Source organism: Amaricoccus sp., from assembly GCF_047602525.1.
Lineage (GTDB): Bacteria > Pseudomonadota > Alphaproteobacteria > Rhodobacterales > Rhodobacteraceae > Amaricoccus.
Window position 1 is genome coordinate 537,131 of record NZ_JASGHB010000001.1, and the last position, 13,197, is coordinate 550,327.

Consider the following 13,197-nt stretch of genomic DNA (forward strand, 5'->3'; position numbering starts at 1 on the left):
CTCGAGGCAAATGACCCGTCTCATGCGTTGCTTCGCGTTCCCCCTCGTCGCTCTCGCGCCGCTGCTCGTGGCGGGATGCGCGGGGCAACCCGCTCCGCAGGGGGCGGCGCCCGCGCCATTGCCCGAGGCGACGAAGCAGCGGATGGAGGCGGCGTGCGGGCTCGCGGTGGCCGCGCACATCGACGCACCGGTGTCGGACGTGCTGCCGGTCTGGAGCGGGGCGACCCCCGACGACCGAGGGCTCGTGACGGTTGGCGACAAGGTGACGGGGCAGCAGCGGATACACTTCTGCGAAGTCAGCGCGACCGGGCAGGTCTACGCCATCCGGCACAACCTTTGAGCGGGCGGCCGTGAGCGATATCGCAGGTGGAGACGACGCGCGCGGGCCGGCAGAGTTCCGGATGCGGGTCTACTACGAAGACACCGACGCCGCCGGGATCGTCTACTACGCCAATTATCTCAAGTTCATCGAGCGGGCGCGGACCGAGGCGCTGCTCGCCATCGGGTTCCGGCAGACCGAACTGCGTGCGCGGTACGGGCTGGTGTTCGCGGTGCGCGAGATAACGGTGCGCTATCTCGCACCGGCCCGGCTGGAGGATCAACTCGTCGTGAGGACGGCGAGCGAGGCGCCCCGGGGTGCACGCCTCGAAATGGCGCAGGAGATCTGGCGCGGGGACACTCTGCTGGTGCGGGCCCGGGTCACGCTCGCCTGCCTCGGGCCGGACGGGCGTCCGTTGCGAATCCCGGCGGACGTCGCGGACGCGCTCACCCGTCTCGCGACGGTTTGACGCGGGCCTACTGGACAGAACGCGCGATTTCCGCCTACAGCAACGCAAAATGTGGTATCGTCGCCCGAGAGCCGGACCAAACACGGCTGAACTGAGGCGACCCGAGCGAGTATCCGAGACAGGCACTCATGACCCCTGACACCATGGCTGCGGCCCAGCAGGTCGATTTTTCCCTGTTGGCGCTGTTTTTCCGGGCGACCTTCACGGTCAAGATCGTGATGCTCATCCTCATCGCCGCCTCGTTCTGGTCGTGGGCGATCATCATCCAGAAGCTCATCGACTTGCGCCGCGTGCGCGAAGAGGCGCGCGAGTTCGACCAGGACTTCTGGTCCGGCGAGCCGCTCGACGTGATCTACGAGCGGATCGGCCCCGACCCGGCCGGGTCGTCGGCGCGGATCTTCGCGGCCGGCATGACCGAATGGCGGCGCTCGCATCGCAAGGACGGCGGGCTGATCCACGGGGTACAGGCCCGCATCGAGCGGGCGATGAACGTGGCGATCGGGCGCGAGTCCGACAGCCTGACCAGGGGCCTGACCTTCCTCGCGACCGTGGGCTCGATCGCGCCCTTCGTCGGGCTGTTCGGCACGGTCTGGGGCATCAAGCACGCGTTCGAGCAGATCGCGATGCAGCAGTCGACCAACCTCGCGGTGGTCGCGCCCGGCATTGCCGAGGCGCTGCTCGCCACCGGCCTCGGCCTGCTCGCGGCGATCCCGGCGGTGATCTTCTACAACAAGTTCAATCACGAGACGGAACAGGTGATCGGCGGCTATGAAAGCTTTGCCGACGAGTTCTCGATGATCCTCTCGCGCCAGCTCGACCGGGCGGCCTGAGATGGGGGTGAGCCTGCAGCCTGCCGGTCGCTCGCGGGGCGGCCGGCGCCGGCGCAACCGGCCGATGGCGGAGATCAACGTCACGCCGATGGTCGACGTGATGCTGGTGCTGCTCATCATCTTCATGGTGGCGGCGCCGCTTCTGACGGTTGGCGTGCCGATCGAGCTGCCGAAGACGGCGGCCGCGCCCTTGCCCTCGGAGCAGGAGGAGCCGCTGACCATCGCGCTGACGAGGGACGGCGAGATCCTCGTGCAGAATTCGCCGGTCGAGCGGTCGAAGCTCATCCCCCTGCTGCGCTCGGTCGCGGCCGAGCGGAAGAGCGACAAGGTGTTCCTGCGCGCGGACGGCGGCATTCCGTACGAGAGCGTGATGCAGGTGATGGGGGCGCTGAACGCCAGCGGCTTCAATGACATCGGGCTGGTGACGGAGCAGGGCGGGCCGAAGTTCGACGGCTCGGTCTCGGGCGGATAGTCACGTGACGATGCGGATCGGCACCAGGGTTTCGGCGGCCGGGCATGGCGCGCTGATCCTGCTCGCGATCTTCGGGCTGCCGTGGTTCGGCTCCGAGGAGCGCGAGCCGATTCCGGTGACGAACGTGAGCTTCGTCTCGGAGGAGGCGTTCGAGAAGGCGGCCTCTGCCCCGGACGCCCCGCGCAGCGACGAGGCGCCGCCGGTGGTGCCGGCGCCGCGCCCGGCCGAGCTGGCGCAGCCGGCGGAGAGCGCGCCCGCGGAGGTGCCCGAGGCGACGGAAGACGTGGCCACCGCGTCGCCGCCGCCACCCGCCGCGCTGGAGACGCCGGCGACGCCGGAGCGGGTGGTGCCAAAGGTCGTGACGCTGGCGCCGCCGACCGCGGCCGCGCCGCCGAAGGTGCGCCCCGCGCCCACGATCGCGCCGGAGCCCGCGCCTGCGCCGCCGGTGGACGTGCGGCCGGCCGAGCTGCCGAAGCCGGTGACGAAGCCCGAGCCCGCGGTGAAGACGGCGAAGGCCGAGCCGCCGGAGGCGCTGCCCGAGGCGTCGCCCGAAGCCGAGGACGCCCCGGAGGCGCCCGCACCCTTGGCGATCGCGTCGTCCGCGCCGCCCCGCGCCCGCCCGCCGAAGCCGGTGGCGGACACGCCGGTTGCGTCTGCGCCGAAGCCCAAGTCCGAGCCGAAGGACGACGACGAGGACGAGGCGGAGTCGACCGAGGCCGCGGTGCTCGCGGCGGTGAAGGCCGCGTCGAAGAAGCCGGCGGCGACGCCCGCGACCAAGCCGACGCCGGCGACGAAGCCGACCGTCACCGCGGCGACCGAGCCGTCGGGGCCGACCGAGACCTCGCTGCCGGTCGGCCCGCCGCTCACCGGGTCGGAGAAGGAAGGGCTGAAGCTCGCGGTGCAGAAATGCTGGAACGTGCCGGCGGGCCTGCGCGACGCGCAGAGCCTGAAGGTGACGCTGGGCGCGGAATTCGCCGCGGACGGCAGCGTCATCAACGCCTCGATCCATCTGATCGACCCGAGCCCGGCGCCGGACGGACGCTATCAGCAGGCCTATGAGGCGGCGCGGCGGGCCCTGATCCGCTGCGCCCCGTATTCGATGCCGCGCGACAAGTATGCGCAGTGGCGCGACGTCGAGATCGTCTTCAACCCCGAGGGAATGGTGACATGGTGAATCGCCTCCGGCGCAACCTTCTGATCGGCGTGCCCGCGGCGCTCGCGTTGCGGCCATGGGCCGCCGTGGCGGCGCCGCTGCGGATCGAGATCACCGAGGGCGTGGTCGAGCCGATGCCGTTCGCCGCGCCCGGCTTCGTGCCGGACGGGGCGGCGGCGACGCAGCTGGCCGCGCAGATCACCCAGGTGGTGATCGACGACCTGACCGGGACCGGGCTGTTCCGCGAGATCCCGGCGAGCGCCCACATCGGGCGGATCTCGAACTTCGACGCGCCGGTGCAGTTCGCCGACTGGAAGGCGATCAACGCGCAGGCGCTCATCACCGGCGCGGTCGGCGTGTCGGGCGACAAGGCGCAGGTGCGCTTCCGGCTCTGGGACGTGTTCGCCGAGCAGGGGCTGGGCGAGGGCCTGCAGTTCGCTGGCTCGACGGCGAACTGGCGGCGGCTGGCGCACAAGGTGGCGGATGCGGTCTACAGCCGGCTGACCGGCGAGGGCGGCTATTTCGACAGCCGGGTGGCGTTCATCGCGGCGAGCGGGCCGAAGGAGAACCGGCGCAAGCAGGTCGCGATCATGGACTATGACGGGGCGAACGTCTCGTCCCTGACCGACGGATCGGCGCTGGTTCTCACGCCGCGCCTGTCGATGGATGCGCGCCAGGTGCTCTATACCAGCTACGAGGCCGGGCCGCCGCGGGTGATGCTGCTCGCGGGCGGCGGCAAGCGGCGGGTGGTGATGAAGGATACCTCCGGCATGACCTTCGCGCCGCGCTTCTCGCCGGACGCGCGCAAGGCCGTCTACTCCAAGACGGAGGGCACCGGGTCGGACCTGTTCGTGACCGACCTCGCGAGCGGGGCGGAGACGCAGCTCACCCGCACCTCGTCGATCGACACGGCGCCGTCCTATTCCCCCGACGGCAACCAGATCGTCTTCGAGAGCGACCGCGGCGGCGTGCAGCAGCTCTACGTCATGCCGGCCTCCGGCGGCGAGGCGACGCGCATCAGCTTTGGCGAGGGGCGGTATGCGACGCCGGTCTGGTCGCCGCGCGGCGACATGATCGCCTTCACCAACATCGACGGGCCGCGCTTCCACATCGGCGTGATGCGCACGGACGGGTCGGGGGAGAAGATCCTGACCGGCAGCTATCTCGACGAGGGCCCGTGCTGGGCGCCGAACGGGCGGGTCATCATGTTCTCGCGCGAGACGCCGGGCGCAACCGGCGGCCCGGGGCTCTATTCGGTGGACATCACCGGGCGGAACCTGCGCAAGGTGCCGACGGCCGGCTTCGCGTCGGACCCGTCGTGGTCGGGCCTGCTGAGCTGAACGGTTGCAACCGGCCCGGGGGCAACCGGGCGATGGAAGGGATTGAGACGATGACGATGGTCCATTCGACGGTCAATTCGGCGGCCGGTTCGGCGGTCAAGACGGCGCGGAACGCAGCCCTTCTCCTGACACTGGCGCTTGCGGCGGCCGCGTGCTCGCGCGGCGGCAACGTGGCGGTGCCCACCGACCCGGGGTTCAGCGGCACCTCCGGGACGCTCGGCGGCGACCCGCTTGGCGGTGGCGCCGGCGGGCTCGGCGGTGTGGGCGGCCCGATGGCGACCACCTACCTGCCGGGCAGCCAGGTCGCCGACCGCGTGTTCTTCACCGTCGACCAGGTGACTCTGAGCCCGCAGGCGATCGGCACGCTGAACGCGCAGATCGGCTGGCTGCGCGCCAATCCCTCGGCGCCGATCCTGATCGAGGGCCATGCGGACGAGCGCGGCACCAGCGAGTACAACATGGCGCTCGGGTCCGCCCGTGCCAGCGCGGTGCGCAACTACATGGTGAGCCAGGGCATTCCCGACACCCGGCTGTCGATCATCACCTATGGCCGCGAGCGCCCGGTCGCCACGTGCCCGGACGAGAGCTGCTGGTCGCAGAATCGTCGGGCTGTCACGGTCGTGACTGGCGGCACCGGCGCGTGATCGGCTAGGGAAGCGTCAGGACAGCGGGAGGAGCGGCGCGGTGCGGCTGGCGGGGATCATCGGGGCGGTGCTGCTCGCCGGGGTGCTGGGGCTGCCCGGTCACGCGGCGGAGTCGGTGGCCGACATCAAGGCGCAGCTGACGGTGCTCAACGCCCAGATCGGCCAGCTGCGCGACGAGCTGGTGCGGCACGGGTCGGTCAACGGCCTGCCCGCGACGCCCGCCACGGCGCTGACCCGTCTCGACCAGCTCGAGGCGGAGCTGAAGAGCCTGACCGACCGGGTGGACGTGCTGACGAACGACATCCAGCGCATCGTCGGCGACGCCTCGAACCAGGTGGGCGACATCCAGTTCCGGCTGACCGAACTCGAGGGCGGTGATCCGGGCCCGCAGGCGGTGCCCGCGCCGCAGCTGGGCGGCGGGCTGACCGGCCCGCGGCCACGGCCGGTGGCGCCGGAGGAGCCGGCGGATACCGGCACGATGGCGGTGGCCGAGCAGTCGGACTTCGACGCGGCGGTGGCGGCGGCGGACGGCGGCGACAACGTGAAGGCGGCCGGCATGTTCGCCACCTTCCTGCAGACCTATCCCGGCGGACCGCTGACCACCGATGCGCAGCTCCGCCGCGGCGACGCGCTGTCGGCGACCGGCGACTGGCGCGGCGCGGCGCGCAGCTACCTCGACGCCTTCTCCGGCGCGCCGCAGGACGAGCAGGCGCCGGCGGCGCTGCTGAAGCTCGGCACCAGCCTCGGCAAGCTCGGCCAGACCAGCGAGGCGTGCCTGACGCTGGCCGAGGTCGACAACCGCTATCCCGATTCCGACGCGGCCGATCAGGTGCCGGCGGCGAAGCAGGCGCTCGGCTGCCAGTGATCCCGCCAGAGGCCGCAGCGGCGATCTCCGGGTTGCCGCCGGGCCGGATCGCCGTCGCGGTGTCCGGCGGCAGCGATTCCACCGCGCTCCTCCTGCTGATGCACGCTGCCGGGCGAGAGGTCGCGGCCGTCACGGTCGACCATGGGTTGCGCGCCGGGAGTGCCGCGGAAGCGGCATCGGTCGCGCGGCTCTGTGCCGAGAGGGGCCTTGCGCACGCGACGCTGCGCTGGGCCGAGCCGGGCGGCGCCGGCAATCTGCAGGCGCGGGCGCGCGAGGCGCGGCGCCGGCTGATGGCCGACTGGGCGCGCGGCGAGGGGATCGGCGACATCGCGCTCGGGCACACGCTCGACGATCAGGCGGAGACCGTCGTTCTGCGGCTCGCGCGCGGGTCCGGCGTCGACGGGCTGGCGGCAATGGCGGCGGTCGTCGAGGCGGAGGGCGTGCGCTGGCATCGGCCGCTCCTCGGGGTGCGGCGGGCGGCGCTGCGCGACTGGCTGGCGGGCGAAGGGGTCGGCTGGATCGACGATCCGTCGAACGCCGATCCGCGCTTCGACCGCGTGCGGGTGCGCACGGCGTTGCCCGCGCTGGCGGCGCTCGGGCTCGGGCCGGAGCGGCTGGCGGCGACGGCGCGCGGCATGGCCCGCGCCCGCGAGGCGCTGGAGCAGGCGACGCGCGCGCTGGCGCGGGGCTGCCTGACGGACGGCGGGGCGGGCGACCTGCTGCTCGACCCCGCGGGGCTGACCGGCGCGCCGGAGGAGCTGCGGCTGCGGCTGATCGCCGGGGCGCTCGGCTGGGTGTCGGGCGAGGCGTACCGGCCGCGGCTGGCGCGGCTCGAGGCGGCACTGGCGGCGATCGAGGGCGCCCGGGTCGGCCATGGGCTGACGCTGCACGGCTGCGTGCTCCGTGCCCGCGCCGGCCGGATCGCGATCCGGCGGGAGCCGGCGCGGGTGGCGGCGGCCGTCACGCTGGCGGTCGGGCGCTGGGACGGGCGCTGGGAACTGGTGGGCGAGGCGCCGTCGGGGGCGGGCCTGACCATCGGCGCGCTGGGCGCCGGCGGTCTCGCCCGGCTGGGCGGACACCCGGCCGGGCTGGCGCGCGAGGCGCTTGCGACGACCCCCGCGATCTGGCGCGCCGGCGAGCTGGTGGCCGCGCCGATCGTCCGGCCGGAGGCGGATTTCGGCTTCCGCCGGATTGCCGCGTCCGGTTCACCATTGCCCGACACGATCCCGCGTTGAATCCGCGGCCCAAAAGCTTATGTTAGCGCGAACGACCCGCGGGCCCGCGTGCCTGCCGCGTGCGGTCGATCCCTGGAGACGTCGACGTGGGTAACACCAAGAATATCGCCTTCTGGATCATCTTGTTCCTGTTGATGGTCGCGCTCTTCAACGTCTTCTCGAACGGCAGCCGCACGTCGATGGGCCGCGAGATCAGTTATTCCGACTTCCTGAACCGGGTGGAGGCGAACCAGGTTTCCTCCGTTCGCCTCGATGGTGAGCGCATTGCGATCACCACAACCGACGGCGCCCAGTTGCAGACGATCCAGCCGCGCGGCAACGACGTGATCCCCGACCTGCGCGAGCACAAGGTCGAAATCCAGGCGGCGCCGCAGGAGCAGTCGGGCTTCGTCTCCGCGCTCGGCCTCTGGCTGCCCTTCCTGCTGCTCATCGGCGTCTGGATCTTCTTCATGAACCGGATGCAGGGCGGCGGCCGTGGCGGCGCCATGGGCTTCGGCAAGTCGAAGGCGAAGCTCCTGACCGAGAAATCCGGCAAGGTGACTTTCAACGATGTCGCCGGCATCGACGAGGCCAAGGAGGAGCTGGAGGAGATCGTCGAGTTCCTGCGCGACCCGCAGAAGTTCTCGCGCCTCGGCGGCAAGATCCCCAAGGGCGCGCTCCTCGTCGGCCCTCCGGGCACGGGCAAGACGCTGCTCGCCCGCGCCATCGCGGGTGAGGCGGGCGTGCCGTTCTTCACCATCTCGGGCTCGGATTTCGTCGAGATGTTCGTCGGCGTCGGCGCCAGCCGCGTGCGCGACATGTTCGAGCAGGCGAAGAAGAACGCGCCCTGCATCGTCTTCATCGACGAGATCGACGCCGTTGGCCGCCACCGCGGCGCTGGCTACGGCGGCGGCAACGACGAGCGCGAGCAGACGCTGAACCAGCTCCTCGTCGAGATGGACGGCTTCGAGGCGAACGAGGGCGTCATCCTGATCGCCGCCACCAACCGCCCCGACGTGCTCGACCCCGCCCTGCTGCGCCCCGGCCGGTTCGACCGGCAGGTGCAGGTGACGAACCCCGACATCAAGGGCCGCGAGAAGATCCTCGCTGTCCATGCGCGGCGCGTGCCGCTCAGCGCGGACGTCGATCTGCGGGTGATCGCCCGCGGCACGCCGGGGTTCTCGGGCGCCGATCTCGCCAACCTCGTGAACGAGGCGGCGCTGATGGCGGCGCGGACCGGCAAGCGGTTCGTGACGATGATGGATTTCGAGAACGCCAAGGACAAGGTGATGATGGGCGCCGAGCGGCGGTCCATGGTCATGTCCGACGACGAGAGGAAGCTCACGGCGTTTCACGAGGCGGGGCACGCGGTGGTGGGCCTGAACGTGCCGCAGCACGATCCGATCCACAAGGCGACGATCATCCCGCGCGGCCGGGCGCTCGGCCTTGTGCTGTCGCTGCCGGAGCGCGACCAGCTGTCGGTGACGATGACGAAGTACAAGTCGATGATCGCCATGGCGATGGGCGGCAAGGTCGCGGAAGAGCTGGTGTTCGGGTCGGAGAACGTGACCTCCGGTGCCGCCAGCGACATCCAGCAGGTGAGCCGGATCGCGCGGGCGATGGTGACGAAGTTCGGCATGTCGCCGGCGCTCGGCAACATCGACTATGCCAACGAGCAGTTCAGCTATCTCGGGCCGCAGGGCGGCGCCGTGAACGCCGGGCCGGACACGCAGGAGATGATCGACCAGGAGGTGCGCAAGCTGGTCGACGAGGGCTACGAGACGGCGAAGCGGATCCTGACGGAAAAGCGCGACGACCTCGACCGGCTGGCGAACGGCCTGCTCGAATACGAGACGCTGACCGGCAAGGAGATCACCCGGGTGATCCACGGCCAGCCGCTGAACCGCGGCGGCGAGGACGAGGACAAGGACGAGAGCGCGAGCGGCATCGCCGCGATCCCGAAGACCGGCAAGGCGGCACGTCCCTCCCGCGACGACGGGCTGGAGCCCGAGCCGGCGAGCTGACGGCCCGGCCCGCGAGCCGGCGGCGCGCTAGTCTGCGACCCCGGCGCGCTCCAGAATGCGGCGGACGCGCTCCATCACCTCGGCAAGGTGTTGTGGCGCGTCGAGCATGTCCCGCTGGCCGAGCGACAGGATCGCGTCTTCGGCGGTCAGCCCGACCCGTCGCGCCAGTGCGCTCAGCACCACCTCGTGCGCCCGGAGTTGCAGGGAAAGCGCCTCGACGGCGTGTGACAATTGCTCGGTCTTGTCCATCTGTCCTCCGGAATCGCGCTGTCGGAAGGTAGCACAGCCCATGCGTGCGTCGAGCGCGCGGGTGGCTGCGCGGCCGCGAGGGTTTGCCTTTGGCCGACCACGGCTTACCATTGGGCGATGACCCGCAGAGACACCCGCCCGGCGCCCGGACACGGCCCGCTCCCAGCCGCCCGATGGCCGGGAGCGGCCGCATGATCCGCCGTCGCCTTCCCGGCCTGATCGACCCGTTCGTTCCCGCCGACGGGCCGCCGCCGGATCGGTTCTGGCGCTTCATGGCCTGGGTCCTGCGCGGGGCGCTGCCGGCGGTCTGGCTGTCCGCGGCGGTGTCGATCGCCGTCGGCGTCACCGAGGTGGTGTCGGCGCAGCTGGTCGGCTGGCTCATCGACATCGCGCAGGCGCATGGGCCGGCCGGGTTCGTCGCGGCGAACTGGCCGATCCTGCTCGGAGCCGTCGGCTTCTTCCTGCTGCTGCGGCCGGCATTGCTCGGGCTCGGGGCGGCGCTGACCAGCCTGACGCTGGGGCCGAACCTCTATCCGCTGGTGCTCGCGCGGCTGAACCGCCACACGCTCGGTCAGGCGCTGTCGTTCTTCGACGACGACTTTGCCGGGCGTATCGCCCAGAAGCAGCAGCAGACGGCGCGGGCGATCACCGATGCGGTGAGCGAGACGGTCAACACCTTCGGCCTGGCGGTGACGGCGATCGTCGGCGCGATGGCCGTGGTGGGCCGGATGAACCTGTGGCTGGCCGTCGCCATGCTGGTCTGGCTCGCCGGCTACGTGCTGCTGATCCGGCACTACATGCCGCAGGTGCGCGCGCGCTCGACGGCGCGCGCGGCGGCGCGGGCGGTCGTCACCGGGCAGGTGGTCGACACCATCACCAACATCGCGACGGTGAAGCTCTTCAGCCACCGGCTGCACGAGGACGAGGCGGCGCTGCGTGCCCTTCAGGGCTATCGCGGCGCCACCGTGGCGTTTGGCGCGGTCAGCTCGGCCTTTCGCTTCTGGCTGATGGCGCTGGCCGGGGCGCTGTCGGTGGCGCTGATCGGCGGGTCACTGCTGCTCTGGACCCGGGATCTCGCCACCGCGGGCGATATCGCGACGGCGGGCATCATCGCCACCCGCATCGCGCAGATGTCCGGGTGGGTGTCGATGGCGGCGATGGGGGTCTTTGCCAACGTCGGCGAGATCGAGGACGGCATCCGCACCCTGTCGCCGCCGCACGCCATCACCGACGCCGCCGAGCCGCGCACGCCGCCGCAGATCCGCGGGGCGGTGGACTTCGACGACGTGGCCTTCGGCTATGGCCGGCCGGTGCCGGCGCTCGACGGCTTTTCCCTGCACGTGCGCCCGGGCGAGCGGGTGGCGCTGATCGGGCGCTCCGGCGTCGGAAAGAGCACCGCCGTCTCGCTCCTGCTGCGGCTCTACGACGTCGAGGGCGGGCGGATCCGCCTCGACGGGGTGGACATCCGCGAGATCCCGCAGGACGTGCTGCGCGCGCAGATCGGCATGGTCCGGCAGGAGACCGCGATGTTCAACCGCTCGGCGATGGAGAACATCCGCTACGGCCGGCCGGAGGCCAGCGACGATGAGGTCTTTGCGGCGGCGAGGCGGGCGGAGGCGCATGACTTCATTCTGGGCCTGCGCGACTTCAAGGGGCGCGAGGGGTATGCCGCGCACCTCGGGGAGCGTGGGGTGAAGCTCTCGGGCGGCCAGCGCCAGCGCATCGCGCTCGCCCGGGTGATCCTGAAGAACGCGCCGGTGCTGGTGCTGGACGAGGCGACCTCGGCACTCGACAGCGAGGTCGAGGTGGCGATCCAGGAGACGCTCGAGACGGTGATGGAGGGCAAGACGGTGATCGCCATCGCGCACCGGCTGTCGACCATCGCGCGGATGGACCGGATCGTGGTGATGGACGAAGGCCGGATCGTCGAGGAGGGCACGCATCAGGCGCTGCTGGCGCGGCGCGGGCTCTACGCCCGGTTCTGGGAGCACCAGTCGGGCGGGTTCATCGACGTGGCGGCGGAGTAGGGGAGCGCCGGCCTCGGGGAGCCTTTCGGGCTCCCGCTCGTCCGGCGCTGCGTGACAGGCCGCCGTTGCGGCCGGTCACTCAGGAGCCGCGCTGTTGCGCGGCGAGTCTTCGTTCTCCCCGCCTGTTGGCGGGGCCCCTGCGACTGCCCGACAGGGTTTCTGCCTGTATGAATACCGGGCACATCGAGTGCAGCCGGATGGCGGTGCAGCGGGCAGCGTTTGCAGGGCGATGGAGGCGCGTTGCGGCGCCTCCGGCTGACGGATCAGCGGTCCTCGACCTCAACGTAGTCGCGGCGCGTCGGGCCGGTGTAGAGCTGCCGCGGGCGGCCGATCTTCAGCTGCGGATCCTCGAGCATTTCCTTCCACTGCGAGATCCAGCCGACGGTGCGCGCGAGCGCGAAGATCGGCGTGAACATCGAGGTGGGGAAGCCCATCGCGTCGAGGATGATGCCCGAGTAGAAGTCGACGTTCGGGTAGAGCTTCTTCTCGATGAAGTAGGGGTCTTCGAGGGCGATGCGCTCGAGTTCCTTGGCCACCTGCAGCGTCGGGTTGTCCTCGACGCCGAGCAGACCGAGCACTTCGTCCGCCGACTGCTTCATCACCTTGGCGCGCGGGTCGAAGTTCTTGTAGACCCGGTGGCCGAAGCCCATGAGCCGGAACGGATCGTTCTTGTCCTTGGCCTTGGCGATGAACTCCGGGATGCGGTCGGGCGTGCCGATCTGGCGCAGCATCCGCAGGCACGCCTCGTTGGCACCGCCATGCGCCGGCCCCCAGAGGCAGGCGACGCCGGCAGCGATGCAGGCGAACGGGTTGGCGCCGGAGGACGAGGCGAGGCGCACCGTGGAGGTGGAGGCGTTCTGCTCGTGGTCGGCGTGCAGCGTGAAGATCCGGTCCATGGCGCGGGACAGGATCGGGCTCACCACGTAGTCGGTGGCCGGCACCGAGAAGCACATGTTGAGGAAGTTCGAGGCGTAGTCGAGGCTGTTGCGCGGATAGACGAACGGCTGGCCGACCGAATACTTGTACGCCCACGCGACGATCGTCGGCATCTTGGCGATCATGCGGATCGTCGCGACCTCGCGCTGCCAGGCGTCGTTGATGTCGGTGGAGTCGTGGTAGAACGCGGCCATGGCGCCCATGGTGCCGCACACGATCGCCATCGGATGCGCGTCGCGGCGGAAGCCGCGGAAGAAATACGACATCTGCTCGTGCAGCATCGTGTGGTTCGTCACCCGGCCGACGAAATCCTCGAGCTGGGCCGCGGTCGGCAGGTCGCCGTTCAGCAGAAGGTACGCCACTTCGAGGAAGTTCGACTTGTCGGCGAGCTGCTCGATCGGGATGCCGCGATAGAGCAGCTCGCCCTTGTCGCCGTCGATGTAGGTGATCGCGCTCTCGCACGACCCCGTGGACGTGTAGCCGGGATCGAAGGTGAAGACGCCGCCGTCGGAATACAGGTGGCGGATGTCGATGACGTCGGGCCCGATCGTGCCGCTGTAGATCGGCAGATCCAGCGTCTTGTCGCCGATCGAGAGACGTGCGGAGTGGTGCGCCTGGTTCGTCATTGTCGTCCCCTCTGTCGCAGGCACCGCAC

13 protein-coding genes are annotated in these 13,197 nt (G+C 70.9%); 11 read left to right on the forward strand and 2 right to left on the reverse strand.

All coding sequences use genetic code 11. From position 1 onward, the window contains the following. The first annotated feature begins 22 nt into the window (after nt 1-22). From QM699_RS03060 to ftsH, 10 genes are all read left to right on the forward strand, one after another. Nucleotides 23-340: a hypothetical protein gene (locus QM699_RS03060; RefSeq protein WP_415009757.1), complete on the forward strand. Its 318-nt coding sequence runs from the start codon at nt 23-25 to the stop codon at nt 338-340. Between the two features lie 61 nt (nt 341-401). Further along, nucleotides 402-788 carry a tol-pal system-associated acyl-CoA thioesterase gene (ybgC, locus tag QM699_RS03065; RefSeq protein ID WP_415012682.1) on the forward strand — a complete coding sequence of 129 codons (387 nt, stop codon included), beginning with the start codon at nt 402-404 and terminating at the stop codon, nt 786-788. Between the two features lie 128 nt (nt 789-916). After that, complete coding sequence (gene tolQ, locus QM699_RS03070; protein ID WP_415009758.1) at nt 917-1,618, forward strand: protein TolQ; 702 nt, start codon at nt 917-919, stop codon at nt 1,616-1,618. 1 nt (nt 1,619) lies between these two features. After that, a complete protein-coding gene (gene tolR / locus QM699_RS03075) occupies nt 1,620-2,090 on the forward strand; it encodes a protein TolR (RefSeq protein ID WP_415009759.1) in 471 nt (156 codons plus the stop codon). A gap of 4 nt (nt 2,091-2,094) precedes the next feature. Continuing rightward, nucleotides 2,095-3,264 carry a hypothetical protein gene (locus tag QM699_RS03080; RefSeq protein ID WP_415009760.1) on the forward strand — a complete coding sequence of 390 codons (1,170 nt, stop codon included), beginning with the start codon at nt 2,095-2,097 and terminating at the stop codon, nt 3,262-3,264. Next, complete coding sequence (tolB, locus tag QM699_RS03085) at nt 3,261-4,583, forward strand: Tol-Pal system beta propeller repeat protein TolB (protein WP_415012683.1); 1,323 nt, start codon at nt 3,261-3,263, stop codon at nt 4,581-4,583. Before QM699_RS03080 ends, tolB begins: the two co-directional genes overlap by 4 nt. Nucleotides 4,584-4,633: 50 nt before the next feature. Next, a complete protein-coding gene (pal, locus tag QM699_RS03090; protein ID WP_415009761.1) occupies nt 4,634-5,227 on the forward strand; it encodes a peptidoglycan-associated lipoprotein Pal in 594 nt (197 codons plus the stop codon). Nucleotides 5,228-5,267: 40 nt separating this feature from the next. After that, nucleotides 5,268-6,092 (forward strand): tol-pal system protein YbgF, encoded by an 825-nt coding sequence (gene ybgF, locus QM699_RS03095; RefSeq protein ID WP_415009762.1) that lies wholly within the window; start codon nt 5,268-5,270, stop codon nt 6,090-6,092. Next, nucleotides 6,089-7,327, forward strand: a complete 1,239-nt coding sequence (gene tilS / locus QM699_RS03100; protein WP_415009763.1) for a tRNA lysidine(34) synthetase TilS — start codon at nt 6,089-6,091, stop codon at nt 7,325-7,327. The genes ybgF and tilS overlap by 4 nt, the downstream gene beginning before the upstream one ends. An 86-nt stretch (nt 7,328-7,413) precedes the next feature. Further along, nucleotides 7,414-9,330, forward strand: a complete 1,917-nt coding sequence (ftsH, locus tag QM699_RS03105) for an ATP-dependent zinc metalloprotease FtsH (protein WP_415009764.1) — start codon at nt 7,414-7,416, stop codon at nt 9,328-9,330. A 27-nt stretch (nt 9,331-9,357) separates the two neighbouring features. Here ftsH and QM699_RS03110 read toward each other — a convergent pair whose 3' ends face one another. After that, the gene (locus tag QM699_RS03110; RefSeq protein ID WP_415009765.1) at nt 9,358-9,579 is read right to left on the reverse strand and encodes a hypothetical protein; all 222 of its coding nucleotides are present in this window, start codon (nt 9,577-9,579) and stop codon (nt 9,358-9,360) included. A 191-nt stretch (nt 9,580-9,770) separates the two neighbouring features. Between QM699_RS03110 and QM699_RS03115 the strand changes: the two genes are divergently transcribed. After that, the gene (locus QM699_RS03115) at nt 9,771-11,606 is read left to right on the forward strand and encodes an ABC transporter ATP-binding protein (RefSeq protein ID WP_415009766.1); all 1,836 of its coding nucleotides are present in this window, start codon (nt 9,771-9,773) and stop codon (nt 11,604-11,606) included. Nucleotides 11,607-11,869: 263 nt separating this feature from the next. Here the strand turns inward: QM699_RS03115 and gltA are convergent, their stop codons facing one another. Beyond that, a complete protein-coding gene (gene gltA / locus QM699_RS03120; RefSeq protein WP_415009767.1) occupies nt 11,870-13,168 on the reverse strand; it encodes a citrate synthase in 1,299 nt (432 codons plus the stop codon). Nucleotides 13,169-13,197 lie beyond the last annotated feature (29 nt).

Bases quoted from the DNA above. Each gene is read 5' to 3' on its own strand.
- pal (WP_415009761.1), top strand. From the start codon at position 4,634: ATGACGATGGTCCATTCGACGGTCAATTCGGCGGCCGGTTCGGCGGTC.
- gltA (WP_415009767.1), bottom strand. From the start codon at position 13,168: ATGACGAACCAGGCGCACCACTCCGCACGTCTCTCGATCGGCGACAAG.
- ybgC (WP_415012682.1), top strand. From the start codon at position 402: ATGCGGGTCTACTACGAAGACACCGACGCCGCCGGGATCGTCTACTAC.
- QM699_RS03110 (WP_415009765.1), bottom strand. From the start codon at position 9,579: ATGGACAAGACCGAGCAATTGTCACACGCCGTCGAGGCGCTTTCCCTG.
- QM699_RS03060 (WP_415009757.1), top strand. From the start codon at position 23: ATGCGTTGCTTCGCGTTCCCCCTCGTCGCTCTCGCGCCGCTGCTCGTG.
- tolR (WP_415009759.1), top strand. From the start codon at position 1,620: ATGGGGGTGAGCCTGCAGCCTGCCGGTCGCTCGCGGGGCGGCCGGCGC.
- tolQ (WP_415009758.1), top strand. From the start codon at position 917: ATGACCCCTGACACCATGGCTGCGGCCCAGCAGGTCGATTTTTCCCTG.
- QM699_RS03115 (WP_415009766.1), top strand. From the start codon at position 9,771: ATGATCCGCCGTCGCCTTCCCGGCCTGATCGACCCGTTCGTTCCCGCC.